25 protein-coding genes and 1 riboswitch are annotated in these 26,388 nt (G+C 64.6%); of the genes, 7 read left to right on the plus strand and 18 right to left on the minus strand.

Translation table 11 applies throughout. The features are described from left to right. Nucleotides 1-26: 26 nt before the first annotated feature. The 4 genes from gcvPB to gcvT all read right to left on the minus strand — a co-directional run bounded on the left by gcvPB (nucleotide 27) and on the right by gcvT (nucleotide 4,794). Complete coding sequence (gene gcvPB, locus FHS78_RS10110) at nucleotides 27-1,607, minus strand: aminomethyl-transferring glycine dehydrogenase subunit GcvPB (protein ID WP_167093797.1); 1,581 nt, start codon at nucleotides 1,605-1,607, stop codon at nucleotides 27-29. Continuing rightward, entirely contained in the window at nucleotides 1,607-2,965 is a 1,359-nt protein-coding gene (gcvPA, locus tag FHS78_RS10115; RefSeq protein ID WP_167093800.1) for an aminomethyl-transferring glycine dehydrogenase subunit GcvPA, read from the minus strand. The genes gcvPB and gcvPA overlap by 1 nt, the downstream gene beginning before the upstream one ends. Before the next feature lie 227 nt (nucleotides 2,966-3,192). Then, nucleotides 3,193-3,570, minus strand: a complete 378-nt coding sequence (gene gcvH, locus FHS78_RS10120) for a glycine cleavage system protein GcvH (protein WP_167093803.1) — start codon at nucleotides 3,568-3,570, stop codon at nucleotides 3,193-3,195. Nucleotides 3,571-3,639: 69 nt separating this feature from the next. Next, nucleotides 3,640-4,794, minus strand: coding sequence for a glycine cleavage system aminomethyltransferase GcvT (gene gcvT / locus FHS78_RS10125; protein ID WP_205305273.1), 1,155 nt, complete (start codon nucleotides 4,792-4,794; stop codon nucleotides 3,640-3,642). Nucleotides 4,795-5,004: 210 nt separating this feature from the next. Further along, a riboswitch (glycine riboswitch) is annotated at nucleotides 5,005-5,102 on the minus strand. A 364-nt stretch (nucleotides 5,103-5,466) separates the two neighbouring features. Here gcvT and FHS78_RS10130 point away from each other — a divergent pair. Next, nucleotides 5,467-5,730, plus strand: coding sequence for a hypothetical protein (locus tag FHS78_RS10130; RefSeq protein WP_167093806.1), 264 nt, complete (start codon nucleotides 5,467-5,469; stop codon nucleotides 5,728-5,730). Nucleotides 5,731-5,736: 6 nt separating this feature from the next. Beyond that, nucleotides 5,737-6,411, plus strand: coding sequence for a nucleotidyl transferase AbiEii/AbiGii toxin family protein (locus FHS78_RS10135; protein WP_167093809.1), 675 nt, complete (start codon nucleotides 5,737-5,739; stop codon nucleotides 6,409-6,411). Here the strand turns inward: FHS78_RS10135 and FHS78_RS10140 are convergent. Beyond that, nucleotides 6,408-7,031 carry a hypothetical protein gene (locus tag FHS78_RS10140; protein WP_167093811.1) on the minus strand — a complete coding sequence of 208 codons (624 nt, stop codon included), beginning with the start codon at nucleotides 7,029-7,031 and terminating at the stop codon, nucleotides 6,408-6,410. The genes FHS78_RS10135 and FHS78_RS10140 overlap by 4 nt on opposite strands. A gap of 354 nt (nucleotides 7,032-7,385) precedes the next feature. On the opposite strand from FHS78_RS10140, the gene ispH reads away from it, so the two are divergent. Genes ispH through rnhA form a run of 3 tightly spaced genes read left to right on the plus strand, consistent with a single transcriptional unit; the run spans nucleotide 7,386 to nucleotide 9,773 of the window. Then, nucleotides 7,386-8,345 (plus strand): 4-hydroxy-3-methylbut-2-enyl diphosphate reductase, encoded by a 960-nt coding sequence (gene ispH / locus FHS78_RS10145; protein WP_167094112.1) that lies wholly within the window; start codon nucleotides 7,386-7,388, stop codon nucleotides 8,343-8,345. Nucleotides 8,346-8,359: 14 nt separating this feature from the next. Beyond that, nucleotides 8,360-9,325 carry a homoserine kinase gene (gene thrB / locus FHS78_RS10150; protein ID WP_167093814.1) on the plus strand — a complete coding sequence of 322 codons (966 nt, stop codon included), beginning with the start codon at nucleotides 8,360-8,362 and terminating at the stop codon, nucleotides 9,323-9,325. Between the two features lie 7 nt (nucleotides 9,326-9,332). Next, a complete protein-coding gene (gene rnhA / locus FHS78_RS10155; RefSeq protein ID WP_167093816.1) occupies nucleotides 9,333-9,773 on the plus strand; it encodes a ribonuclease HI in 441 nt (146 codons plus the stop codon). A gap of 341 nt (nucleotides 9,774-10,114) precedes the next feature. On the opposite strand, the gene FHS78_RS10160 is transcribed toward rnhA, so the two are convergent. Together FHS78_RS10160 and FHS78_RS10165 are read right to left on the minus strand one after the other, a co-directional pair. Further along, nucleotides 10,115-10,600: a peroxiredoxin gene (locus FHS78_RS10160; RefSeq protein ID WP_167093818.1), complete on the minus strand. Its 486-nt coding sequence runs from the start codon at nucleotides 10,598-10,600 to the stop codon at nucleotides 10,115-10,117. A 10-nt stretch (nucleotides 10,601-10,610) separates the two neighbouring features. Continuing rightward, on the minus strand, nucleotides 10,611-11,570 hold the full coding sequence (locus FHS78_RS10165) for a protein-disulfide reductase DsbD domain-containing protein (RefSeq protein WP_167093820.1): 960 nt from the start codon (nucleotides 11,568-11,570) through the stop codon (nucleotides 10,611-10,613). A 237-nt stretch (nucleotides 11,571-11,807) separates the two neighbouring features. Here FHS78_RS10165 and FHS78_RS10170 point away from each other — a divergent pair, with 237 nt between their 5' ends. Next, on the plus strand, nucleotides 11,808-12,419 hold the full coding sequence (locus FHS78_RS10170) for a YqgE/AlgH family protein (protein ID WP_167093822.1): 612 nt from the start codon (nucleotides 11,808-11,810) through the stop codon (nucleotides 12,417-12,419). Nucleotides 12,420-12,621: 202 nt separating this feature from the next. Here FHS78_RS10170 and FHS78_RS19660 read toward each other — a convergent pair whose 3' ends face one another. The 11 genes from FHS78_RS19660 to coxB all read right to left on the minus strand — a co-directional run bounded on the left by FHS78_RS19660 (nucleotide 12,622) and on the right by coxB (nucleotide 25,458). Further along, a complete protein-coding gene (locus FHS78_RS19660; protein ID WP_167093824.1) occupies nucleotides 12,622-15,657 on the minus strand; it encodes an EAL domain-containing protein in 3,036 nt (1,011 codons plus the stop codon). Between the two features lie 63 nt (nucleotides 15,658-15,720). Further along, nucleotides 15,721-16,308 (minus strand): GNAT family N-acetyltransferase, encoded by a 588-nt coding sequence (locus FHS78_RS10180; protein WP_167093826.1) that lies wholly within the window; start codon nucleotides 16,306-16,308, stop codon nucleotides 15,721-15,723. 106 nt (nucleotides 16,309-16,414) lie between these two features. After that, nucleotides 16,415-17,689, minus strand: a complete 1,275-nt coding sequence (locus FHS78_RS10185) for a M16 family metallopeptidase (protein WP_167093828.1) — start codon at nucleotides 17,687-17,689, stop codon at nucleotides 16,415-16,417. Continuing rightward, the gene (thrC, locus tag FHS78_RS10190) at nucleotides 17,689-19,092 is read right to left on the minus strand and encodes a threonine synthase (RefSeq protein WP_167093830.1); all 1,404 of its coding nucleotides are present in this window, start codon (nucleotides 19,090-19,092) and stop codon (nucleotides 17,689-17,691) included. Before thrC ends, FHS78_RS10185 begins: the two co-directional genes overlap by 1 nt. A gap of 357 nt (nucleotides 19,093-19,449) precedes the next feature. After that, entirely contained in the window at nucleotides 19,450-20,205 is a 756-nt protein-coding gene (locus FHS78_RS10195; RefSeq protein ID WP_343041958.1) for an SURF1 family protein, read from the minus strand. After that, on the minus strand, nucleotides 20,202-20,615 hold the full coding sequence (locus tag FHS78_RS10200; RefSeq protein ID WP_167093832.1) for a DUF983 domain-containing protein: 414 nt from the start codon (nucleotides 20,613-20,615) through the stop codon (nucleotides 20,202-20,204). The genes FHS78_RS10195 and FHS78_RS10200 overlap by 4 nt, the downstream gene beginning before the upstream one ends. 111 nt (nucleotides 20,616-20,726) lie before the next feature. Beyond that, the gene (locus FHS78_RS10205) at nucleotides 20,727-21,566 is read right to left on the minus strand and encodes a cytochrome c oxidase subunit 3 (RefSeq protein WP_167093834.1); all 840 of its coding nucleotides are present in this window, start codon (nucleotides 21,564-21,566) and stop codon (nucleotides 20,727-20,729) included. A 101-nt stretch (nucleotides 21,567-21,667) separates the two neighbouring features. After that, nucleotides 21,668-21,868: a hypothetical protein gene (locus FHS78_RS10210; RefSeq protein ID WP_167093703.1), complete on the minus strand. Its 201-nt coding sequence runs from the start codon at nucleotides 21,866-21,868 to the stop codon at nucleotides 21,668-21,670. Further along, on the minus strand, nucleotides 21,865-22,818 hold the full coding sequence (locus tag FHS78_RS10215) for a heme o synthase (RefSeq protein WP_167093836.1): 954 nt from the start codon (nucleotides 22,816-22,818) through the stop codon (nucleotides 21,865-21,867). Before FHS78_RS10215 ends, FHS78_RS10210 begins: the two co-directional genes overlap by 4 nt. Nucleotides 22,819-22,932: 114 nt before the next feature. Next, nucleotides 22,933-24,537 carry a cytochrome c oxidase subunit I gene (gene ctaD, locus FHS78_RS10220; protein ID WP_167093840.1) on the minus strand — a complete coding sequence of 535 codons (1,605 nt, stop codon included), beginning with the start codon at nucleotides 24,535-24,537 and terminating at the stop codon, nucleotides 22,933-22,935. Nucleotides 24,538-24,597: 60 nt separating this feature from the next. Continuing rightward, nucleotides 24,598-25,458: a cytochrome c oxidase subunit II gene (gene coxB, locus FHS78_RS10225; protein ID WP_246220442.1), complete on the minus strand. Its 861-nt coding sequence runs from the start codon at nucleotides 25,456-25,458 to the stop codon at nucleotides 24,598-24,600. Nucleotides 25,459-25,958: 500 nt separating this feature from the next. Between coxB and FHS78_RS10230 the strand changes: the two genes are divergently transcribed. Next, nucleotides 25,959-26,366: a hypothetical protein gene (locus FHS78_RS10230; protein WP_167093844.1), complete on the plus strand. Its 408-nt coding sequence runs from the start codon at nucleotides 25,959-25,961 to the stop codon at nucleotides 26,364-26,366. The last annotated feature ends 22 nt before the right edge of the window (nucleotides 26,367-26,388 follow it).

Below are 26,388 nucleotides of genomic sequence, written 5' to 3' on the forward strand. Positions count from 1 at the left end.
TCCGACGGCCATGGCCGCCGGCACCGTCAATCCGCGGCCTGGGCCGGCATTTCCGGCTGCCAGCGCAGGATCGGCTTGCGGGCCGCCGCCGTCTCGTCGAGGCGGCCGCGCGGCGCGAAATGCGGTGCGCCGGAAAAGCGTTCCTTGTCGTTCGACTTGGTCGCCGCCACGAGGTCGCGCAGCGTGGCGATAAAGAGGTCGATGCCCTGCTTCGATTCCGTTTCCGTCGGCTCGATCAACAGCGCCCCATGCACGACCAGCGGGAAATACATGGTCATGGGATGGTAGCCCTCGTCGATCATCGCCTTGGCGAAGTCGAGCGTCTCGACGCCCGTGCCCTTCAGGAAGCGGTCGTCGAAAAGTGCCTCATGCATGCAGGGGCCTTCATAGGATGCGCTCATCACATCCTTGAGCGAGGCCAGCACGTAATTGGCGTTGAGTACGGAATCTTCCGCCACCTGACGAAGCCCGTCCGAGCCATGGCTCATCATATAGGCGAGCGCGCGGACGAACATGCCCATCTGGCCGTGGAAGGCCGTCATGCGGCCGAAAGGCGAGGTGCCGTCGGCTTCCGCCTCGTCTTCCGTTTCGATGAGGTCGTAAACGCCGTCCTTCTGCACCACGTAAGGCAGCGGCACGAAGGGCGCGAGCGCTTCGGAGAAAACCACCGGACCGGCACCCGGCCCGCCGCCGCCATGCGGCGTCGAAAAGGTCTTGTGCAGGTTGATATGCATCGCGTCGACGCCGAGATCGCCGGGCCGCACGCGGCCCACGATGGCGTTGAAGTTCGCGCCGTCGCAATAGAAGTATGCGCCCGCTTCATGCACGGCCTTGGCGATATCGATGATGTCGCGCTCGAAAAGGCCGCATGTGTTCGGGTTGGTGAGCATGATCGCGGCGACATCGGGGCCGAGCTTTTCGCGCAGCGCCTCGAGGTCCACCCGGCCATTGCCGTCGCCCTTGATCGTATCGACCTTGTAGCCCAGCAGCGCGGCGGTCGCCGGGTTGGTGCCATGCGCCGATTCCGGCACCAGCACGCGGCGGCGCTGTTCGCCCTCGCCCTTCGCTTCGATCGCGGCACGAATGGCCATCATGCCGCACAGCTCGCCATGCGCGCCCGCCTTGGGCGACATGGCGACGGCGGGAAGACCCGTCAGCGTCTTCAGCCAGTGGGCCAGCGTGTCGATCAGTTCCATCGCGCCCTGCACCGTCTGTTCCGGCTGCAGCGGATGCACGTCGCCGAAGCCCGGCAGCCGCGCCATCTTTTCGTTGAGGCGCGGATTGTGCTTCATCGTGCAGGAGCCCAGCGGATAGAGCCCGGCATCGATGGAATAGTTCTTCGAGGACAGCCGCACGAAGTGGCGCACCACTTCCGGCTCGGAAAGGCCCGGCAGGCCGATGCGGTTCTTGCGCTCGAACTTGCCGATCTTCGGCTGGTAGCCCTCCGGCTCGTCGAGATCGACGCCACAGGCGCCTTTCGTGTCGCGCTCAAAAATCAGCGGCTCTTCGAGTTCGAGCCCCTTATTGCCGGTGAAGGTCGTGCGTTCGGCACCGCCTCCGCTTTCCGCGAAACTTGTCGGGCGGCCCTGCTTGTTCATTCCGGACATTAGAGCACCTCCTTCATCGTCTCTGCGAGCGCCTGTGCATAGGCGTCGCGATCCGCATCGGTGTTGATCTCGGTCGAGGCGACGATCAGCAGGTTTTCAACCGACGGATCGCCATGGATAAGGCGCGAGGCGGGTACGCCGCCCAGCACGCCCTTTTCGGCCAGCGCGTCCACCACCTTCTTGGCGGGGGCCTGCAGGCGCAGCGTGAACTCGTTGAAGAAAGCGTCGTTCAGCACGTCCACGCCCTCGATGGCGTCGAGCTTCTCGGCCAGCTTCGCCGCGTTGGCATGGTTGATGCGCGCCAGCCGCGTATAGCCTTCCTCGCCCAAGAGCGAGAGATGGATGGTGAAGGCCAGGCAGCACAGGCCCGAATTCGTGCAGATGTTCGAGGTCGCCTTTTCGCGGCGGATATGCTGTTCGCGCGTCGACAGCGTCAGCACGAAGCCGCGCTTGCCGTCGCTGTCCAGCGTCTCGCCGCAGAGCCGGCCCGGCATCTGGCGCAGATATTTCTGGCGCGTCGCAAAGAGGCCGACATAGGGCCCGCCGAAATTCAGCCCGTTACCGATGGACTGTCCCTCGCCCACCACGATGTCGGCGCCCATATCGCCGGGCGGGGTGACGAGACCCAGCGAAACGATTTCCGGCACCACCGCGACGAGCAGCGCGCCCTTGGCGTGGGCGGCCTCGGCAATCGGCGTCAGATCCGCCAGCTCGCCGAAGAAGCCCGGCGTCTGCACGACGACGCAGCTCGTCTCGTCCGTGATGCGCGAGACGATGTCTTCCGCCGCACCGGGCAGCACGGGCGGCATGGTTTCCAGCGCGAAGTCGGCGAACTCGGCCAGATTGTGCACCACGCCCGCATATTGCGGATGCAGCGTGCCCGACAGCACGGCCTTTTTGCGCTTGGTCACGCGATTGGCCATCAACACCGCTTCGCCGCAGGCCGTGGAGCCGTCATACATGGAGGCGTTGGCCACTTCCATGCCGGTCAGCATCGCCACCTGGGTCTGGAATTCGAAGAGATATTGCAGCGTGCCTTGCGTCACTTCCGGCTGGTAAGGCGTGTAGGACGTAAGGAACTCGGAACGCTGGATCAGATGATCCACCGAGGCCGGCACATGATGGCGATAGGCGCCCGCGCCCACGAAGAAGGGCACGTCGCCCGCCGCCACATTCTTAGCCGCCATCCTGGAAAGGGCGCGCTCGACTTCCAGTTCGCCCTGCCGTTTCGGCAGGTCCACCAGCCCGTCGCGGCGCGCCGCTTCCGGCACGTCGCGGAACAGCTCATCGACGCTTTTCGCGCCGATGACGCCCAGCATCTCCTGTCGGTCGGTATCTGTCAGCGGAAGGTAACGCATAACTTGATGCCCTTTAATGTTTGGTGCCCGTGTACCGGATTGCCATATGCCCGTTTGGACCGCCTGATCTGTCGACTTTCATTCCTCACCCTGAGGAGCGGACGGCAAGTCCGCGTCTCGAAGGGCGAGGCCCGTGCTTATCGCCATCCTTCGAGGCGGGCCTTTCGGCCCTCCTCAGGATGAGGACTATTTTTCAACAGGCCATCCCGGCGCATCCGGAAAACGCCTCAGTCAAGCCCGTCGCAGAATTCCTTGTAGGCGGCTTCGTCCATCAGCTTGTCGAGTTCCGAGGCGTCGGAAAGTTTCAGCTTCACGAACCAGCCATTGCCCATCGCGTCCTCGTTGACGCCGGCGGGCTCGTCTTCCAGCGCGCCGTTCACTTCCACGACTTCGCCGGAGACGGGCGCATAGACCTCGCTCGCGGCCTTCACCGATTCCACGACCGCGGCTTCGTCGCCCGCGGAAAGCGTCTTGCCGGTTTCCGGCAATTCGACGAACACCACGTCGCCGAGCTGTTCCTGCGCATAGTCGGAAATGCCGATTGTGGCCACGTCGTCGTCGACGCGAACCCATTCATGCTGATCGGTGAAACGAATATCGCTCATGGGGATCCCCTGATTATCCTCTGTTTGACGAAACCGGCCCTGCAGTGCCGGCAATCGTCCGTGAACTTGCTATCCGCGGTAGAACCGCTTTTCGACGAACGGCATCTTCGTCACGCGGGCAGGCCGCGCCTTGCCGCGCACCACGAGCTGCAACGGCGTGCCGTCTTTCGCAAAGGCGGTTTCCACATAGCCCATCGCAATGGGACCGCCGACGCTGGGGCCGTAGCCGCCGCTGGTGATGACGCCGATCTTGTTGCCGTCCGCATCGGTGATGTCGGTGCCTTCGCGCGCGGGCGCCTTGCCTTCGGGCAGGATGCCGACGCGCTTGCGCGCAACGCCGTTCGCGATCTGGCCGAGCACCACATCGGCACCGGGAAATTCGTCTTCGGCGCGGCGGCGCCTGGAAATCGTCCAGGTCAGCGCGCCTTCGATGGGCGTCGTCTCTTCGTCGAGATCGTGGCCGTAAAGGCAGAGCCCGGCTTCCAGGCGCAGCGAGTCGCGCGCGCCAAGGCCGATGGGCTTCACCCGCTCGTCCGACAGGAGCTTGCGCGTCAGCGCTTCCGCCCTGTCGGCGGGCACGGAAATTTCAAAGCCGTCCTCGCCCGTATAGCCCGACCGGCTGACGAGGCAGGCCGCGCCGTCCACATTCGTTTCGCGCACCGTCATGAAAGACTGTGTGGCCGTTTCCGGCGCGATCGTCGCGAAAGCCTCGGCGGCCTTCGGCCCCTGAAGGGCGATGAGCGCGCGGTCGGCCAGCACGCTCAGCGTCACGCCGGCGGGCATGTTCGCCGCGATATGTGCGAAATCGGCGTCCTTGCAGGCGGCGTTGACGACGAGGAAGAGCTTGCCGTCATTCTCCGCGCCTTCCATGCGCGTAATCATCAGGTCGTCGCGAATGCCGCCCTTCGCGTTCAGCAGCAGCGTGTAGCGCGTCGCGCCGGGGTCCAGCTCCAGCACGTCGCCCGGCACCAGCTTCTCGATGGCGCGCGACACCGTCTCGTGATCGGGGCCGGTGAGAAAGGCCTGGCCCATATGCGACACGTCGAAGAGCCCCGCGGCCTGGCGCGTATGCAGATGCTCGTTCAGCACGCCGTCCTTGTACTGGACGGGCATGTCATAGCCGGCAAAGGGCACCATCTTGGCGCCCAGTTCCACATGGAGCTCATGGAGCGGGGTTTTCTTGAGGGGCGCCTCAGCGCCGGTATCGGCAATCGCTTCCGACATATTCAGGGCTCCGTCTCTCCAGTTTCGCGTCCACCACCCTTACGGGCGCTCGTGGAATCGGGGTGGCAGCACGCCTGCACTTGCGTGCCCGGCAGCGCCCCACTCTGTCGCGGAACCTGAGAGATTTCGCGGGAAGCCCCCAGGAGGTGGCCGCCGCTTACGCCCTTCGGTGAGACAGGCTTTTTACGGCCGGTCTGCTTTCCAGAGTTTCATCCTTCTGCGGTCCTCGTTGCCTGAGAGTTTCCGGGGCGGTTGCTCCTTCGGCGTCGAGGGTAATGCGCACCCTCGAACTCTCCCGCAGAGATCATCTGTATATGACGCGATATTTGTCCGAAATCGGCCGAGAGTCAATCTCCCCGATTGGAAAAACGCATATCTTTCAGGGGGTTAGAACGGAAATAACGATATAAAAATACCTTTATTTCAATGACTTAGCGGTATTTCCAAGGCGCCGTGAAAAATTCCGCCGCTCCCGCCCGACGACATACCTTTCCTGCCCCGACTCGCCTAGCGGATTCGGCATCGGGCGACGATAAAGAACGCAGGCGTTATGTTAACGATACACCAGCCATAGTGGGCGGGCGTGTCCGCCTTGCCCTTACCCGACTTGAGACAAGGGTTATTTGCGACTATATCTCTGATGTTCCTGAGGTTTTTTGGAAAGCCAGTTCGATGTCACAGACGGCAGCCATAGTGCTCTCGACAGTCAACGCTCCCTATGGGGCGAAGCTGTCGGCGCAGGAGCTTGCCCAGTGCATTACGGATGTCGGGCAGGCACAGAAAGCGATGGGGCAGACATTTTCCTTTTTTTCGGAAATCAGCCTCCCGCTTCAGAAGGAATTTGCCGGCGAGATGGGCCTCGATCTCGAGGATCTGATCCCGGTCGCGAATTTCTTTTCCAGCAAGGCCGGATACAAGCTGCCTCTGGCGGCCTGACCTCGCATGATCGGGAGTGCCGCGGCCAGCCGGTGGGACGAACTCTTCCGAATTGCCGTATCGATTATCGACCAGGCGGGCGCCCGGGCGTTTGCCCTGGAAGGCTGGTCCTTCGGAGGCGGCACGGCGCTTATGCTTCATCTCTCCCATCGGGAGAGCCATGACGTCGATATTTTCCTGCCCGACCGTCAATTTCTGCCGCTGCTGAACCCCGTGACGCAGGAATACGACGTCGCGATTGCCCCCAGCGGCTACCAAACGGATGGCAGCGGGTCTCTCAAGATTGTCTTCGGAGATATCGGCGAGATCGACTTCATATGCTCGCCCTCCCTCACACCCGATCCCGTCGAATGGCGGGATATCGAAGGCCGCCGCGTCGCACTCGAACGGCCGGCGGAAATCATCGCCAAGAAACTGGTCTATCGCGGTACGCGCATGCAACCGCGCGACATGTTCGATATAGCGGCCATCTCTCAGGCCATGGGAGAAAGTCATCTGATCGATCGGCTAAAGCCGTTCCGCCCCGCCTGCGAAGCTGCGTTGGAGACGGCCCGCCGCGTCGACCCCGATTTTGCGCGGTCGCTGATGTCCGATCTCATGATCCGGGACGGGTTTTCGGATCTTCCTCAACACGCCCGGGCCATGACGATCGATCTTCTGGAAAAAGTCTCCGCCAGCTAGCGGATCGGCACCGGCGCGACCCGACGATTATATGCCAGTTGCTCCTTGGAAAGCTGGAAACCGACAAGGATGTGATAGATTCGTCCATCGGCGCCCTTGCCATAGGGCACCACATTGCCCTCCAGCATCTTGGTGAAGCGCACCTTGGTCTCGCCGGGGGCGAAGGTGACGGGCAGCGTCATCGTCTGCTTCTTCACCAGCTTGCCGAAACGGCGCGTCACCGCCATGAAGACCGGCAGGGTCTGCGCGCGCGAGGCCGCGCCCGGGCCGAGTTCGGCCACGCCGTCAAAGGCGATGTCGAAGGTGATGGTGGAATTGTCGAGATTGTATTCGCACTGGGTCACCACCTTGTTGAGTTCGGCCCGCATTGCCACGTCGGTAATGTCCTGGCCGTTGCCGTTGAAGGCGGTGAGGCGGTCGGCCTGCTCCAGCACGCCGACATTCGGGCAGGGATAGGCGGCCGAGCCGCCCTCTTCCGTGCTGCCGCCGAAGCCCAGCATGCTGCCGATACCGGAGGTCGCATAGCCCTCATCGTCTGTGCCGCACCCGGCAACGAGAAGCGTGACGGACAGGGCCGCGGCAAGTGCGGCCGTGCGGCGCAAGGCGTTGGAAAACGGCATGAGGTCCTTACCCGAGTTGGTCTTGAGTGAAATCCCGATTGAGCGACGGCCTTGTTCCGGTGCGGAACCAAGGCCATATCCCTGACGATGCAGGCTCGAGCGGCAAGGCGGAAGCCCCGGGCGCGGCCTTTCTTGACTTTGGCTGCCTGCCCCCCTCTATTACCGCGAACAGGGGCCTTCGTCCTTGCTTTTCAGCGGCTTGGGCGAGGCTGGCGAGGTGCTTGAACAGCGCCGAAACTCTATCGGGTTGCATGCGCCATCACAAGCTGTTGAGCCCATCGAAAGCGCCCCTTACAGCGCATGGCACAGCGCATACGGAGCAAGGCCCTCTTGAAGGCCGATCGGACGGACGAGATGAACGCCAAACCCGAGCTTACGCTGCTTCTGGCAAGCCCGCGCGGCTTCTGCGCCGGGGTGGATCGCGCCATCCAGATCGTCGAGCTGGCGCTGACGAAATTCGGCCCGCCCGTCTATGTCCGTCACGAGATCGTGCATAACCGCTATGTGGTGGAATCGCTCGAGGCCAAGGGCGCCGTCTTCGTGGAAGAGCTGAGCGAGGTGCCGGAAGGCGCGAAGGTCATCTTCTCCGCGCATGGCGTACCGAAATCGGTGCCGGCGGAAGCGCAGTCGCGCGAACTCTTCTATCTGGACGCCACCTGCCCGCTCGTCTCCAAGGTGCATGTGGAGGCGGAGCGCCATCACAATGCCGGCTTGCAGGTGCTGCTGATCGGCCATGCCGGCCATCCGGAGGTGATCGGCACGATGGGCCAGTTGCCGGAGGGCGCCGTCACGCTTATCGAGACGGTGGCGGATGCCGAGGCCATTGCCCCCGCCGATCCCTCGAAACTCGCCTATATCACCCAGACCACGCTGTCGGTGGACGACACCTCCGCCATCGTCGCCACGCTGCGCCGCCGCTTCCCCGACATCCGGGGGCCGCACAAGGAAGACATCTGCTACGCGACGACCAACCGGCAGGACGCGGTGAAGGAGATCGCGCCGCAATCGGATGCGCTGCTCGTCATCGGCGCGCCCAATTCGTCGAACTCCATGCGCCTGGTGGAAGTCGCCGAGCGCGTCGGCTGTCCCTATGCGGCGCTGGTGCAGCGCGCGGAAGACATCGACTGGGATGCGCTGCGGCCGGTCCTCAAGGATGGCGGCACGATCGGCCTGACGGCGGGCGCCAGCGCGCCGGAAGTGCTGGTGGAGGAAGTGATCGAGGCCTTTCGCACGCATTACGACGTCAAGGTCGAGACGGCGCTCATCCGCGACGAGGCGGTGCAGTTCAAGCTGCCGCGCGTCCTGGCGGAATAGGCGGGGCAACGCGGATGGCGGTTTACACGGAAGTCGGCGACGAAGAGCTGCGCGCCTTTCTGAAGGATTACGACATCGGCGACGTGCTCTCGCTCAAGGGCATCGCCGAAGGCGTGGAGAATTCCAACTTCCAGCTCCACACCGACAAGGGCAGCTACATCCTGACGCTGTATGAAAAGCGCGTGGCGGAAGAAGACCTCCCCTTCTTTCTCGGCCTGATGAACCATCTTTCATCGAACGGGCTGCGCTGCCCCACGCCCATCGCCAACCGCCGGGGTCTCATGCAGGGCGAGCTGGCCGGGCGGCCTGCCGCCATCATCAGCTTTCTGGAAGGCATCTCGGTCAACCGGCCGCAGCCCCGCCATTGCATGGAAGTGGGCGCGGCGCTGGCGCGGCTGCATCTGGCCGGTGCCGATTTCGAGATCGCCCGCCCCAATGCGTTGAGCGTAACCGCGTGGCGGCCCCTGTTCGAATCCTGCCGCGAGGGCATCGCGGCCTTCTCGCGCGGTCTCGATACCGAAATCGAGGCGGAACTCGATGCGCTGGAAAAGGGCTGGCCGACGGCGCTGCCGCATGGCGTCATCCATGCCGATCTCTTTCCCGACAATGTCTTCTTCATCGGCGACAAGCTGTCGGGCCTCATCGACTTCTATTTCGCCTGCAACGACAGCTTCGCCTACGACCTCGCCATCTGCCTCAATGCCTGGTGCTTCGAGCATGACGGGTCGTTCAACGTCACCAAGGCGCGCGCCCTGTTGCAGGCCTATCGCCAGACGCGCCCGATGGAGACCGAAGAAATCGAGGCCCTGCCGCTTCTCGCACAGGGCAGCGCCATGCGCTTCCTGCTGACGCGGCTTTACGACTGGATCAATCACCCCCCCGGCGCTTTCGTGCAGCCCAAGAACCCGACCGAATATCTGCGCCGCCTGCGCTTCCATCGCGATATCGGCTCGCCCGCGGCTTACGGAATCGACGTATAAGAGCGGCATGAAAGACCATATCGACATCTATACGGATGGCGCCTGCTCGGGAAATCCGGGACCGGGCGGCTGGGGCGCGCTGATGATCTGGCGCGACGAGGAAAAAGAGTTGTGCGGCGGCGAGACCGCGACCACCAATAACCGCATGGAACTGATGGGCGCCATTCAGGCGCTGGAAGCGCTGAAGCGCCCGTCCAGGGTCGCGCTCCATACCGACAGCACCTATGTGCGCGACGGCATTACCAAATGGATCCACAACTGGAAGCGCAATGGCTGGAAGACCGCCGCCAAGAAGCCGGTAAAGAATGCCGAGCTCTGGCAGCGCCTCGAAGCGGCGCTCGAACGCCATGAGGTGGAGTTCCACTGGGTGAAGGGCCATTCCGGCCACCCGGAAAACGAACGCGCCGACGAACTCGCCCGCCAGGGCATGGCGCCCTATCAGGGGTAATCGTTCATCGTCATGGCGGCTTGTCCGCCGTGACAAACCTCTTCGGCCACATCCTTCGAGACGGCGCTGGCGCGCCTCCTCAGGATGAGGGTTTATTTCCGAATTCGTTCCTCATCCTGAGGAGCGGCAACGCCGCGTCTCGAAGGATGTGGCCCCTCTTTCCAGCCAAATCTTCACCTCCCCCCTTGCGGGGGAGGTCGGAATGCGGAACGCATTCCGGGCGGGGGGATGCAGCCTTCCGACAATTCTCAAATCATGCGGTTGTCGCCCCACCCCCACCCAGCCCTCCCCCGTCAGGGGAGAGGGCTTGATAAGGGCCGGGGTAACAGCAACATGTTCGTTCAAATCTCCGCGAGCAGATGCTCCGCGCCGGAAACCTTCGCCTCGCCGGGGTTCGGCTCCTGGTTCAGGGACTTCACCACGCCGTCTTCCACCAGCATGGAATAGCGCAGGCTCCGCGTGCCCATGCCGAAGCCGGAACCGTCGAAGTCGAGGCCCATCGCTTTCGTCAGATCGCCATTGCCGTCGCCCAGCATGGTCACCTTGCCGTCCGCGCCCTGCTGCTGGCCCCAGGCGCCCATCACGAAGGCGTCGTTCACCGACAGGCAGGCGATCTCGTCCACGCCCTTCGCCTTGAACTCATCCGCCTTCTGAATAAACCCCGGCAAATGCTGATTGGAGCAGGTCGGCGTGAAGGCGCCGGGCAGCGCGAAAAGCGCGACCTTGCGGCCCTTGAAAAATTCGCTCGTCTTCACCGGGGCCGGGCCCTTCTCCGTGAGCTTCATCAGCGTTGCGTCGGGGATCTTGTCGCCAACCTTGATCGTCATGGTCGTCTCCTCATTGTCCGGCTTCGGCGCCGGGTTTCGGTTTCATGGCGGCTTTGCCGCCGGGTAGCGTGTAATCGGTTTCGTATCCGCCTCTTCCATCCGCGCGCGCCAGGGTGAGCGTCAATGTCTCGCCGTCGAGCGACTTGCCCTCATCGATCCGCACCGGGACCGCATAGCGGGTCGCCTTCGCATCGCGCGTCACCTCCGGCACACCGAACCATGCATAATATGGCCCCTCCACCGCAAGCATGGGCGGGGTCTCGGGCGTTTCCTTCAGCGTCACCTCCAGCGTGCCCTTGCCCTTGTCGGTTGTCAGCGCGGCGCCGACCAGACCGGGAATCTTGGGCGCGAGCGGCACGCGGGCAAGCGCGGCGCGAATGTCCTGCGCATAATCCGTATCGGACCCGGCGTTTGGCGCGGCGGGCAGCGTCAGCTCCAGCGTCACGTCATGCGGCACGCATATCTGCGAACAGACGGCGTAGAACAATTCGAGATGCAGCGTCACCGGCCTTTCCGCCTCGCGCGGCATCACCAGCACCGGCCAGATGACGGATGTCTCGTAGCCGTAAGTCACGTCGCCAGGATTGTCGAAACGCCGCGGCGCGGGCCAGCGGACATGCGCATAATCGATATTGTCCGATTTGGACCAGCCGAAAACCGGCGCGGAGCCGCTGTCGCCGGGTTTGCGCCAATAGGTATGCCAGCCGGGATCGATTTCCATTTCCACCCCGGCAAGGAAAGGCCGGTCGTCATGCGCGGTTTCGGCGAGGACGAGACGCACCCTTGCGCCAAGTTCCTCCGCCCAGGGCGTCACGGGCCGAAATGGGACAGCCTCGGCATTCGCCGCCTTTTCCGCCGCGCCGGACGCGATGGCCGGCCCCGTACAGGCCGCGAGCAGCGCACCGGCGCAGAGCGTGGCGCGAAACAGGCTTTTCGGTTTGCTGGCGGGTTTGCCCGTGCTCGACAACATATCGCGGCCCTTTCCTCCGTCCGGCGAAGTGTCGCCCATAATCGGGCGGGTTTTCCAGCCGAGTGTTTCCTCCCGCCCGGAAAACGGTTTAGGCTTATCCCATTCGGCGCGCCGGGCCTATACACATCTATGTGACGGATGTGACAGGAAAGAGGAGACAGCCGGTCGGCAGGCGCGAAATTGTGCTGCAGGCGCATGGGCGTTACCGCGTCATGCGTTAGCCGGAAAGGGATCGCCATGAACCCGACTTTGCACGGATTGAGCTACCAGCCGGACGAAGACGGCTATATGGAAGGCAAGATGCTGATTGCCATGCCCTCCATGGAAGACGAGCGCTTCGAGCGGACGCTGATCTATATGTGCGTACACAATCCGGAAGGCGCGATGGGCATTGTCGTCAACAAGCCTTCGCCCGACGTCACCTTCCCCGAACTCCTCACACAGCTTTCGATCGACGTGCCGCCGCGCAGTATGACGCAGCCCATCACCTGCCCCGTTCTCGTCGGCGGGCCGGTGGAGGTGGGGCGCGGTTTCGTTCTGCATACGCAGGATTATTTTTCCGACGAATCGACGCTGCCCGTCGATGCCGATGTCGGCCTCACCGCGAGCGTGGACATTCTGCGCGCCATGGCGGCGGGCGGCGGTCCGTCGCGCGCGCTGCTCGCGCTCGGCTATGCGGGCTGGGCGCCCGGCCAGCTCGATCAGGAAATCCAGGCTAATGGCTGGCTTCACTGCGAGGCGGACCCGGACCTCATTTTCGGACTCGATCTCGACGCGAAATACACCAGCGCGCTCGGCAAGCTCGGCGTCGACATCTCGCTCCTCTCCGGCGCCGCCGGACATGCCTGAGCGATAGAAAATCTTTCCGGCTTTTTCTTCGCCGGGGTGACACGGCGGGGTTGTTCCGCATGACGCTGAAAAAACCCATCAGAAAGCGGCCGGCAGAGACCGGATCGCTTCGTCGCTCCGCTCCTCGCGAATGACGAACCCAGACCTAAGCCCTCATCCTGAGGAGGCGCGATAGCGCCGTCTCGAAGGACGAGGCCCGTGACTACCCCCGGTTCCAGTCATGCGCGATGAAGTCCAGCGCTTCGGAGGCGCGCATGGGCTGGCCGAAATAGAAGCCCTGCCCGTAATCGCAGCCCATCGCCGCGAGGTCGGCGGCCTGATCCTCGCTTTCGGCGCCTTCCGCCACCACTTCCATGCCCAGATCGTGCGCCAGCGTCACCATGGAACGGATGATGAGCGGCGTGTCGCGGTCGGCGGACATCTGCGCCACGAAAGAGCGGTCGACCTTCAGCGTGTCGAAGGGGAAGCGTTGCAGATATGACAGGCTCGAATAGCCGGTGCCGAAATCGTCCATCGACAGCCCTGCGCCCAGCGCCTTGATGCGCGACAGCACGTTGGAGGCGTATTCGGGGTTTTCCATCACCAGCGATTCGGTCACTTCCAGCTTCAGCGTGCCCGGCGCAATATCGATCCGGTGCAGCACGCGCTTCACATCGTCGATGAGGTCGTGACGCAGAAGCTGGCGGCTCGACACGTTGACGCTCGCAAAGAGCGGCCGTTCCATCGGGAAGAGCTTCTGCCAGGTCGCAAGTTCCTCCGACGCCGCGCGCAGCGCGAAGCGGCCGATCTCGTTGATGACGCCGATCTCCTCGGCCAGCGGCACGAATTCCGCCGGGTTCATCAGCCCGTCCCTGGGGTGGTTCCAGCGGATCAGCGCCTCGAAGCCCGCCACCCGTCCGTCGGCGAGCGACATGATGGGCTGGTAATAGATTTCGAGTTCCTTGCGCTCCACCGCGCGGCGCAGATCCGCTTCGAGTTTCAGATGCGTGTCGGCTTCCGCGCGCATGCCGGGCTCGAAGAGTTCCACCTTGCCCTTGCCGCCGCGCTTGGCGCGATACATGGCGATCTCGGCTTCGTTCAACAGTTCTTCCGGATTCTCATGCGCGTCCTCGCAGATCGCGATGCCGACGGAGCAACTCGGGAAGATTTCGTGCCCCGCCACATTGATCGGCTGGCCGAGGAATTCCGAAAGCTGTTCGGCAAAGGTCTGCGCGTCCTCGCGCTCGGTGCGCGTGGTCAGCAGCACGGCATATTCGTCGCCACCCATGCGCGCCACCGTGTCCTCATGCGTGACGAGCGATTCGAGGCGGCGGGCCAGCGCCACCAGCAGCGCATCGCCGCCCGAGGGGCCGATGGAATCGTTCACCGTCTTGAAACGGTCGAGGTCGATCACCAGAAGCGCCGCGCGCGGACGATCGATGAGGCCGGTGCGCCGGATCGCGCGTTCCATGCGGTCCATGAAGAGCGCCCGGTTGGGCAGCCCCGTCAGCCCGTCATGCACGCTGTCATGCAGCATGCGGGCCTGCGCATGCCGCGTCGCCGTCACGTCGCGCACCGTGCCGATGCAGCGCGTCGCATAGCCCTCCGTGCCCGCCACGCAGCTTGCCTGCAAGGCCAGCCAGCGGAACGACCCGTCGGAATGGCGCATCCGGAATTCGAGCGTGAAATGCACATTGCCGCGCCCGATATAGGCGTTGAGCGCATTGCGATAGGTTTCGCGGTCGTTCGGGTGCATATGCGCGCGCCAGTCGAGTTCGTGGCCCGACAGCGCGCCGGCCTCCAGCCCCAGCATGGTTTCGATGGCGGGCGAGACATAAAGCTGGTCGGCCATGATGTCCCAGTCCCACACGCCCATGCGCGCGCCGGTCAGCGCGAAAGCGTGGCGCTGCTCGCTGCGCAGCGAGCCGATATCGGCGCGGCGGCGTCCGCCTTGCGCGTGATAGGCGGCGGCAAACGCAAACAGCGCCAGCGCGGAGGTGAAGATGCCGCCGCTCAGCGTCGTGCCGGTAAAGACGCCCGGCATCCAGCCCAGCGCATGAAACACGGCGACCAGCGCGGCAAGGCCGAACAGCGCCGTGCCCGGCACCAGAAGCTGCGCGGGCCGCACGCCGCGCAAAGCGGCCAGCACGATGAGCGGCGCACCGCCGAACAGCGCCAGCGCCAGCATGAGCCGCACGTAAAGCGCGCCCAGCGCGGGCTCGAACAGCGCCAGCGGGATCGCCGCGAGCACGGCAAAGGTCGCTATCCGCGCCACCTGCGCCGCCCTGTCGAAATGCCGCCCGAGATCGAGGAAAAAGCGTTCCAGCGCAAAAAGCGTGGAAGCAAAGAGCGCATAGGCCGTCACGCTCGCCACCCCCGCCCAATAGGCGGAGAGCCCGAGGCCGGCTTCCATGAAGCCGAATTCGGTAAAGAGCAGCAGGAAGCCCGTCGCCAGCACCGCCGCCGTCGCCTGCGCGGCGGGCACGCGGGTCAGCACGGCGAGCGCGGAAAGATAGATGCCCAGCGCCGCCACCACGCCCAGCAGCACGCCTTCCACCAGCGCCAGCGAGCGCTTGAAGCTCTGCCAGGCCTGCTCGTTCCACAGATAGACGCCCGAGGGCGACGGCGTCTCGGCATGCAGGGCCAGCGTCACGCTGGTGATGGGATCGACGGCAATGCGGAACACGCTGAAGCCCGGCTGGTCCAGCGCCTCGTCCTCTTCCGGCATCTGGCCGCCCGCCACCTGCGCCTCGTCCACGCCCGCGGCAATGCGCGGCCAGAACAGCCCGGCAAACCCCGTCGGCCGGTCGTCGGCCACGACGAGCCGCGACACGACGTCCTCACTGCGGTTTCTGAGCGCAATGGCGATCCATTCGCCCGTCGCATCGTCGCCGCCGTCGGAAAGCAGGATCGACCCGTCCCCGGCATCGGTGTCGGTGTCGGCATCCGCGTCGGCCCCGCCCTCTTCATCGGCGGCGGCGGTTGCCTCCTCGCCCGTGGTCACGATATCGCCGGGGGCGGAGGGTTCTTCCAGCATCAGCCTGTTGCCAGCGGCCGGATAGCGTTCCAGATAGGGGGTGATGTCGAGCACGGGCCGCATATCGTCGACGGCCACGGCGTCGAGCGCATGGGCCTCCGGCGCCATCAGCGCGAGCGGCGCCAGCAACATGGCCAGCGCGCCCGCCGCGCGCCGCGCGCCTCGGCACATGCCCCATCCCTGCCGCATCGGCTTCACCGTCCCCTCTGAATTACGACTCACGCGCACCCGCCCGACACATAACACTATTTCACGCTTCTCGTTTCTCGTTGCAGATGTCGCGGGTCACGGGCGCGGGTCGTCGCGCAGCAGCGCGAAGACGACATGGTCGCGCCAGGCTCCGTCGATCCTGAGATAGCCCCGCGCAAACCCCTCTTCCCGGAAACCGCATTTGCGCAACACCGCCTTGGAGGGTTCGTTTTCCGGCAGGCAGGCCGCCTGCAGCCTGTGGAGTTTCAGTTCCTCGAACACGTAAGGGATGAGCGCGCGCACCGCCGCGGTCGTATATCCCTTGCCCGCATGGGGTTCGCCCGCCCAGTAGCCCAGCGAGCAATATTGCTGCACGCCGCGATGGACGCCGGAAATCGTCGCCCCGCCGATCAGCTCGCCGGTCTGCTCGCGAAAGATGAAAAAGGGATAGGCCCGGTCTTCGCGCACATCCTGCGCATAGCGGCGCAGGCGGCGGCGATAGGCGTTCCGCGTCAGGTCGTCATGCGGCCAGGTCGGCTCCCAGGGTTTCAGGAAGTCCCGGCTGCGCTCGCGCAGGGTCGACCATTGCGGATAGTCGTCGATATCCGGCCCGCGCAGATAGACCCCCTCGCCCGTAATCATCGGCGCGCTGTCCGGCCGGGAAATGGATTTCAGAAAAGCCATGATGCGACGATCCCCCGCTACAACCCCTCTCGGCGCCTGCCCCGCTCGATCCGAACGGAGCCGCCAATTTCTTATAGCCCGGACCGGTTTCGGAAGGAAAAACGGCCTAGGGGGTGAATCTTGCCGCTATATGGTCCCTGCTTTCAAGGCCGCCGCCTTTTCCGCCCAGCGGCCCCACCGCCGCCAGGGCGGGCGCGCTGCGCCGCAGCAGGCGTTCGGCAAAGCGCCTCAGCGCCGCCGCGTCCACCGCCTCGACCTCGTCGATCAGCTCTTCCACGCCCGGCACGCGGCCATGGATCATGTATTGCCGCGCAATCTGCTCGGCGCGGGAGGAGGAGGATTCGAGGTTCATCAGGAGCCCGGCCTTGATCTGGGCCCGGGCGCGGGCAACCTCTTCCTCGGTGATATCGGCCATGGCGCGCGTCGTCTCGCCTGCCAGCACCGGCACGAGTTCGGCCACGTCGTCGGGCGAGGCGCCGGCGTAAAAGCCCAGAAGCCCCGTCTCCGCGAAGGACCAGGCGAAGGAGAAGACGGAGTAGCACAGGCCCCGTTTCTCGCGGATTTCCTGAAAGAGGCGGGACGACATGCCGCCGCCCATCACGCCCGCGAAGACCTGGGACACGTAAAAATCCGGATCGCCATAGGGCACGCCCTCGAAGGCGATGGCGAGATGGGTCTGTTCCAGGTCGCGCGCCGTGCGCCGGTCCCCCGGCTCGAAATGCGCGGGCTCCATGCCGCCCGCCGTCTCGCGCGATAGCGCGTTGAAGCGGTCCTCGGCCAGCGCCACCAGCTCGGCATGGGCCACGCCGCCCGCGCCCGCCAGCACCATGCCCGGCGCGTGATAGCGCTCGGCGAGATAGGTCCGGAGCGCCGCGCCGTCGAAGCGCGTCACGCTTTCTTCCGTGCCGAGAATGGGCCGTCCCAGCGCCTGCCCGGGAAAGGCGGCTTCCAGCAGATGGTCGAAGACGAGATCGTCCGGCGTGTCGAGCGCCTGTCCGATTTCCGACAGGATCACGCCGCGCTCGCGCTCGATTTCCTGCGGATCGAAGGTCGAGTTCTGCAATATGTCGGCGAGAAGATCGACGGCGAGCGGCGTATCTTCCGACATGATGCGCGCATGATAGGCCGTCGCCTCATGCGTGGTATGCGCGTTCAGATGGCCGCCCACCGTCTCGATTTCCTCGGCGATGTCGAGGGCGGAGCGGCGCTGCGTACCCTTGAAGGCCATATGTTCCAGCATGTGCGAGATGCCGTTTTGCGGCAGGCTTTCATGCCGCGCGCCCGCATCCACCCAGATACCGGCGGTCGCGGTCTTCAGATGCGGCATCGCATCGGTCAGCACCGTCATGCCGTTGTCGAGTGTGGTGATCTCCACCGCCATCAGGCAGACACCGCCCTTGCCCGTTCGCGAATGAAGGCCTGCACCGCGCCAAGATCATTCGGCAGCGCGTCGAGGCGTTCCTCGCGCTCGAAAAGATCGGCCATGCTTTCGGGCAGCGCGGGGCGAATGCCCGTCGCCTTTTCCACTGCGTCGGGGAATTTCGCCGGATGCGCCGTCGCCAGCGTCACCATGGGCGTGGAAAGCTGTCCCCGCTCGCGCGCCGCCGCGCCGAGGCCGACCGCGCTGTGCGGGTCCACCAATTCGCCGGTTTCCTGCCACATCCCGCGCATGATGCGCGCGGTCTCGTCCTCGTCCACCCGGGCCGCGCCGAAATTTGCGCGCATGGTTTCGAGCTGCGCCTTGTCCACGGTGAAAGCGCCCGATTGCGCAAGGCTCTGCATCAGGCGGCTCACATCCTCCGCCTTGCGGTCATAGGCGTCGAAAAGCAGCCGCTCGAAATTGGACGAGACCTGAATGTCCATGCTGGGCGACATGGTGGGCACGACCTTTTCGACCTCATAGCGGCCGCTCGCCAGCGTGCGCGCCAGAATGTCGTTCACATTGGTCGCCACGATGAGACGCTCCACCGGCAGGCCCATGCGCTTCGCCGCATAGCCTGCGAAGACGTCGCCGAAATTGCCCGTGGGCACGGAAAAGGCGACGGATCGCGTCGGCGCGCCCAGCGACACGGCGGCGGTGAAGTAATAGACGATCTGCGCCAGCACGCGGCCCCAGTTGATGGAGTTCACGCCCGCGAGCGCCACCTCGTCGCGGAAGGCATGGTCGTTGAACAGCGCCTTCACCAGCGCCTGGCAATCGTCGAACGAGCCTTCGACGGCGATGTTGTGGACATTGGCGTCGAGCACCGTCGTCATCTGGCGGCGCTGCACCTCCGACACGCGGCCCTTGGGGTGCATGATGAAGATGTCGCTCGTCTCGCGGCCCCGGAAGGCCTCGATCGCCGCCGAGCCCGTATCGCCCGAGGTCGCGCCGACAATGGTGATCTTCGACCCGCGCTTTTTCAGCACATGGTCGAACATGCGCGACAGGATCTGCATCGCCACATCCTTGAAGGCGAGCGTCGGCCCGTGGAACAGCTCCAGCAGCCAGTCGTTCGCGCCGGTCTGGACGAGCGGCGTCACCGCGCGGTGGCGGAAGGTCGCGTAAGCCTCGCGCACCATTTCCGCCAGTTCGTCCTCGGGGATCGCGCCGTCGACATAGGGCGCCATGATGCGGACCGCGGTCTCCTCGTAAGTGAGACCGGCCAGCGCCTCGATCTCGCCGGCGGTCATGCGCGGCCATTCGGCAGGCACGTAAAGCCCGCCATCGCGCGCAAGGCCCGTCAGCAGCGCATCGTCGAATTCAAGCTCCGGGGCCGCGCCCCGCGTGCTCACATATTTCACCAGCGTCTCCAGGGAGTTGTGCCGGAAGCCGTTACCGTCCCCCCGCCAATCGCGGCGTAACCTATCGCCGCGCGGGCGGGAAGGCAATCGGGGGCCATGAGCAGATTTCCTGATGATGTGAATCTGTTTTCACTTCATCCATTTCCGTCATGGCCCGGCTCGTCCGGGCCATCCACGTCTTTCTTCCCGCCCCGCGAGGAGAAGGCGAAGGAAGCGAGAGACAGGTGCGGGCCTTGCATCCTTCGAGACGGCGCGAAGCGCCTCCTCAGGATGAGGATCGAATTCGGAATAAGCCCCTCATCCTGAGGAGCGGCGAAGCCGCGTCTCGAAGGGCGAGGCCCCGCCCCCTGCGCAGGCTCAGCCCTTCGGCCGCCCGACCCGCCCCCGCGCGATGTGGAAGGCGATATAGATGCCCAGCAGCACGACCGCGAGGCCGTACCAGGTCAGCGCATAGTCGAGATGGTTGTTGGGCAGGTCGATCCGGGTCCGGCCGGGTTTGGGCCATGTGCCCTCGGGCACCTTGCCGTCCGCCTCGATCAGGAAGGGCGCGACGGGGCTCACCTGCGCGGCCTCGGCCATTCTGGCGACGTCGCGCACCATCCAGATATTTCTCTCCGGGTCGTCGGCGGCCGAAAAGGCCCCGCGCCTCTCGCTCCGGCGCAGATAGCCCGTCAGCGTGACCTCGCCCTCGGGCTCGCTGCCGGGACGTGTTGCCGGGTCGGCCAGCGCCTGCGGCACGAAGCCCCGGTCCACCAGCACATAGGCCCCTGCGCTCTCGCCCGGCCCGTCCAGCCTCAGCGGCGTGATGAGCGCGAAGCCGGGCTGGCTCGTGTCGCGATCCTGCGTGAAATAGCGCATCTCGCGCTCGTTGAGGAAATGCCCGGTGACGGTGAAGGGACGGTATTCGAGCCGGTCGAGATCGAGCGAGGCCCAGTCCGCGCGCGGCGGCAGGGGCCGCGGCGTTTCCGCCATGCGGGCTTCCATCCGCGCGATCAGATCGGTCTTCCAGTGCAGCCGCTGTACCTGCCAGGTGCCGAGCCCGAGCAGGATGGGCAGCATGACGAGGGTCAGGATCGTCGGCGTCGGAAGCGGCCTGAAGACGGCGTTCTTCACTTTGCGTCCTCGTCGCGCCCGGCGTTATCGGCCGTCTCCACCACATCGTGCAGCCGGCCTTCCCGGGCGGAATGGCGGTATTGCTGCGCCACCAGCCAGCCCTTCAGCGGGCGCAGCAATCCCAGCGGCAGGATCAGGATGAGCGGAACCCACAGCACGGCATGGACCCAGTAGGGCGGCTGCCAGGTGAATTCCACCCAGAGCGCGAGGCCGACGATGATGAAGCCCGCGATCATCATGATGAAGACGGCGGGGCCGTCGCCCGCATCGGCAAAGTCATAGTCGAGGCCGCAGGCCTCGCATCGCGGCTTGAGGTCGAGAAAGCCCTTGAAGAGCCGCCCTTCCCCGCAGCGCGGACAGCGGGCGCGCAGCCCGGCGCTCACCGGCGAAACCTGTTGTTTCTCTTCCATGTCGATGCCCTTCAAGCATGTGCGTGCGAAACGATAAGGGGCGGGCCCGCACGATCGCGGCCCGCCCCCTCTTGTTCTTGGCCCGGGTGCCCGAGAGCGCCCGGCGCGAAATCAGTGCCCGCCGGCCACGGCGCCCGCGGAGCCCCAGATATAGATGCTCGCGAACAGGAACAGCCAGACCACGTCCACGAAGTGCCAGTACCAAGCCGCCGCCTCGAAGCCGAAATGGGCTTTCGGCGTGAAGGCGCCGCCCGCGGCGCGGATCAGGCAGACGATCAGGAAGATCGTGCCGACGATCACATGGAAGCCGTGGAATCCGGTCGCCATGAAGAAGGTCGCGCCATAGATGTTGCCGCCGAAGGAGAAGGCGGCGTGCTGATATTCATAGGCCTGCACGGCGGTGAAGATCAGGCCCAGAACGACGGTCGCCAGGAGGCCCTGCACCAGGCCCTTGCGGTCGTCATGCAGCAGCGCGTGATGCGCCCAGGTCACCGTGGTGCCCGAGGTCAGCAGGATCAGCGTGTTGATCAGCGGCAGATGCCAGGGGTCGAAAACCTCGATGCCCTCCGGCGGCCAGTGACCGCCGGTAAAGGCAAGGCGCGAGGCCTGAATATGTTCGCCGGTGAAAAGGCTCGCATCGAAGAAGGCCCAGAACCAGGCCACGAAGAACATCACTTCGGAGGCGATGAACAGGATCATGCCGTAGCGCAGGTGAAGCTGCACCACCGGCGTATGGTCGCCCTGATTGCCTTCGCGGATCACATCGCGCCACCAGCCGAACATGGTGTAGAGCACGATGGCCAGACCGATAAGGGCGATCCAGGGCTGCGCGCCGCGGAACCACTCGATCGCGCCGACCGCCATCACGAAGGCGCCGACCGAACCGACGAACGGCCAGGGGCTCGGATTGACCAGGTGATAGTCGTGATGTTTGCTGTGGGCGTCAGCCATGTCCCCTCATCTCCACTTCACGTTTCCGGGCGCCCGGGCGCCCCAAGAAACCGGCATGTACCAGTCCGATTATATCCCGCTTCGCAGGCAACGCATCCCCGTCACAACGGACGGCTTGCGATATTGCCTCCGAGCTTGGCGATGGTGACGACGAAAAACAGCACCACCAAAGCCACCAGCACCCAGGCGATCGCGACATTGCGCTGCCTGCGGCGCTTCACCATTGCCTCGTCCCAGTGCGGCGCCTCGATCTTGTGGCGATCCCGCTCCCGGGCGTCTTCTTTCTCTTCTTCGCCGCTCATGGGAAGACCGGCGCAATCCCCGCCATCTTCTCGACCAGCAGGAGCGAGAAGATGAGGAAGAGATAAAGGATCGAAAATCCGAACAGCCGCATCGCGGCCCTGTGCTGCGCCGTCTTGTCGCCGTCGGGCGCCGGCGCGCAGCGCGCCAGGCGCGCGGCAAGCGCCAGGAAGACGACGCCGAGGCCGGCCGTCGCACCCGCATAGAGCCACCCGGCAAAGCCGAGCGCCACGGGCGAGAGGGTGACGGGCACCAGCAGCAGCGAATAGAGCATGATCTGGCGGCGCGTCTCGCGCTCGCCCGCCACGACGGGGAGCATCGGCACGCCGACTTCTTCATAGTCGCCGGACTTGCACAGCGCGAGCGCCCAGAAATGCGGCGGCGTCCACATGAAGATGATGAGAAAGAGCGAGATCGACTGGAGCGACACGTCGCCCGTCACCGCCGCCCAGGCGATCATGGGCGGGAAGGCGCCCGCCGCGCCGCCGATCACGATGTTCTGCGGCGTGGAGCGCTTCAGCCACATCGTATAGATGACGGCGTAAAAGAAGATGGTGAAGGCGAGCAGCGCGGCCGCCGTCCAGTTGACGAGCGCGCCCATGACGAAGACGGAGCCCGCCGCCATCACCGTGCCGAAGACGGCCGCTTCCTGCGGCGTCACGCGGCCGGAGGGCACGGGGCGCGTTCTGGTGCGCGTCATGCGCGCGTCGATATCGGCGTCGTACCACATGTTCAGCGCGCCGGAGGCCCCTGCCCCCACCGCGATGCACAAAAGCGCGGTGAAGCCGATCACCGGGTTGATGCCGCCCGGCGCCACCACAAGACCGACAAGCGCGGTGAAGACGACCAGCGACATGACGCGCGGCTTCAGCAGCTCGAAGAAATCGCCGGCCGTGCCCATGCCGCCATCGGCATAGGAGGAAGCGTTTTCTGTGAAGGCCGTGTCGGACATCTGGATGCCGGTTCCCGAAACTTGTCTCTGGTCTGAAATCGTTTCGCCCGGCCGCGACACGCGGAAGAGCGAGAATGCTCCGGCCGGGTTGCCCCGGCCGGAAAGCGTTTCGTCTTACTTGATCCGCGGCAGTTCGGAGAACTGATGGAAGGGCGGCGGAGAAGACAGCGTCCACTCCAGCGTCGTCGCGCCCTCGCCCCACGGATTGTCGGCGGCCTTCTGCTTGCGGACGAAGGCCAGCACCATGCCGATGAAGAAGATGCCGAGCGCCGCCGCCGAGATATAGGCGCCGATGGAGGAGACGTAGTTCCAGAAGGCGAACGCATCCGGATAGTCCACATAGCGGCGCGGCATGCCCTGCAGGCCGAGGAAGTGCTGCGGGAAGAAGATCATGTTCACGCCGATGAACGTGACCCAGAAGTGCAGCTTGGCCCAGAACTCGGAATACATGTAGCCGAACATTTTCGGGAACCAGTAGTACCAGCCCGCGAAGATGGAGAACACGGCGCCGAGCGACAGCACGTAGTGGAAATGCGCCACCACGTAATAGGTGTCGTGCAGCACGCGGTCCGCGCCGGCATTGGCGAGCACGACGCCCGTCACGCCGCCGACCGTGAACAGGAAGATGAAGCCGAAGGCCCAGAGCATCGGCGCCTTGAACTCGATGGAGCCGCCCCACATCGTGGCGATCCAGGAGAAGATCTTCACGCCCGTCGGCACCGCGATCACCATGGTGGCCGCGACGAAATAGGCCTGCGTGTTCACCGAGAGGCCGACCGTATACATGTGGTGCGCCCAGACGATGAAGCCGACCACGCCGATCGCGACCATGGCATAGGCCATGCCGAGATAGCCGAAGACCGGCTTGCGCGAGAAGGTCGAGACGATCTGGCTGATCATGCCGAAGCCCGGCAGGATCATGATGTAGACCTCGGGGTGACCGAAGAACCAGAACAGATGCTGGAACAGGATCGGGTCGCCGCCGCCGGACGGCTCGAAGAACGTCGTGCCGAAATTGCGGTCCGTCAGCAGCATGGTGATGCCGCCCGCGAGCACCGGCAGCGCCAGCAGCAGCAGGAAGGCCGTCACGAGCACCGACCAGACGAAGAGCGGCATCTTGTGCAGCGTCATGCCCGGGGCGCGCATGTTGAAGATGGTGGTGATGAAGTTGATCGCACCCAGGATCGACGAGGCGCCGGCCAGATGGAGCGACAGGATCGCGAAGTCCATGGCCGGTCCGGGCGAGCCCGTGGTGGACAGCGGCGGGTAGATCGTCCAGCCGCCGCCGAAGCCGTTCGAGCCGACCATGCCGGGCACGAAGAGCGAGACGACGAGCAGGCCGAAGGCCGACACGAGAAGCCAGAACGAAATATTGTTCATCCGCGGGAAGGCCATGTCCGGCGCGCCGATCATGATGGGCACGAACCAGTTGCCGAAACCGCCGATCATCGCGGGCATCACCATGAAGAAGATCATGATGAGGCCGTGCGCGGTGATGAACACGTTATAGAGTTCGATATTCGAGAATATCTGGATCCCCGGCTCCATCAGCTCGGCGCGCATGGCAACCGAGAGCGCGCCGCCGATCACACCGGCCATGATCGCGAACAACAGGTACATCGTGCCGATGTCCTTGTGGTTCGTCGAATAAAGGTAACGGCGCCAACCGGTGGGATGATCCTCGTGTTCGGCGTGCGCGCCAGCAGCTTGCCCTGCCATATTTCTACCCTTCGTTTCTCAACACTTGTTCGCGAACTAGCCTAAAAGCGGTTTCCGGCCTTAACGGACGGCGGTCGCCGCGCCTGCGTCGGCCAGCTTCACCTTGTCGTCGGTGTCGGCGGAAGCCGTCTGCTGTGCCACCCAGGCCTTGTAGTCGTCCTGGGAGACGACCTTGATATTGATCGGCATGAAAGCGTGATTGGTGCCGCAAAGCTCCGAGCACTGGCCGTAATACATGCCGGTCTTCTCCACCCGGAACCAGGTCTCGTTGAGACGGCCGGGAATGGCATCCACTTTCACGCCGAAGGCGGGCACCGCGAAGGAATGGATCACGTCGGAAGACGTCACGATCACGCGCACCGTGGTGTTCACCGGAACGACCATCGGCTCGTCGGCGGCGAAGAGGCGCGGCTCGCCCGGCTTCAGATCCGCATCGTCCTTCATGATGCTCAGGATATCGATGCCCTCGTCGGGATATTCGTAGGACCAGTTCCACTGATGCCCGATCGCCTTCACCGTGAGGTCCGACGGCGGGATGACCACTTCCTTGTAGAGGAGACGGAAGGAGGGAATGGCGATCACCACCAGGATCAGCACCGGGATCACCGTCCAGGCGACCTCGAGCAGCGTGTTGTGCGAGGTCTTGGACGGCGTCGGATTGGAGCGGCGATTGAAGCGCACCGCCACGATCGCCATCAGGACCGCCACGAAGACGACGATCAGGGTGATGATGGGAAGAAGAATATCGTTGTGAAAGATGTGGATGTCGTCCGCGACCGTCGTCACGGAGGGCTGCAGGGCGATACCGCCATCCACCGGGTTGGCCATGGCCGCCCCGATAAAGCCGTCGAAGTGCCCGGTGGCCAAAAACAGTGCCACGAGCGCGAAACCGATCAGAAACCGCATGCTTTTCCCCAGCATTTCCACTCCAGTCCAGCGACTTGCCTCGGGGGCGCCGCGATGGGGCGGCCTCAGGCCCGCCTCGTACCGCTTCAATGTCGCTTACCCCCGTCGCCCGGTATTCCAGGCGCATCTTGGGCGTCAGAAACCATAAACCTTGCGCCATCGCAAGCGCCCAGAGCGATCTTCCGGCGATTGAAACGGCCCGAGAGCGGCGATTGCCCCTCATTCGCGGAGGGCAGCGGGCGCGATCCCTTCGGACGAAACGCGACCGGCGCTGCCGTAACCTCCCTTGGCGCAGGAGTATAGTCCCGCGCGCGCAGGCCGCCAGATGCCCGGCAAGCCTTTGCGACGTTTTGCCACAAGCTCCATGTTAATTCGCCGCATTGCCAAACCGGAAACCCCTAATAATTAAAGGGTTTTGCCGCGCGCGCCTGCGTTGCGCACTGGCCGCGGGCGCCGTCAGGCATTACATTCAATCCGTTGAAAACCGGATGCATTCGCAGCCCGAAAGGCCAGTCATGCGCGACGAATCCCTGATTCATTTCCACCACGGACGGCGGATTTCCGCGGGCCTCCACCTGCCCCGCAACGGCGCCGCCGCGCCCGAGCTCATCGCGGAGGCCGCGCCCTGGCTCGACCCGCGCGATCCGGGCCGCTGCGTCGTGGGGTTCTGCGCCGCCCATCCCGATATGGTCGGCGACGTGACCGACGCCCCGCCCCGGGGCTGGGAAAACTGGGGGTTCAACGAGTGGGACCAGTGGTTCGGGCGAATCAACGGCGTCTTTCTCGTCGATCTGGAGAAGCTGCGCGTCGTGCAGTATCCGCTCTATTCCTGCGGCGGCCAGACGGTCCCTTGCGACCTCTCCGCCCTGCCCCGCCGGCTGGTGCCGGTGGAAGACTGGCTGGAAGGCCAGAAAACGCCGTAATGTCGTTGTTGCGGAGCATCCT

Source organism: Parvibaculum indicum (genome assembly GCF_011762095.1).
Lineage (GTDB): Bacteria > Pseudomonadota > Alphaproteobacteria > Parvibaculales > Parvibaculaceae > Parvibaculum > Parvibaculum indicum.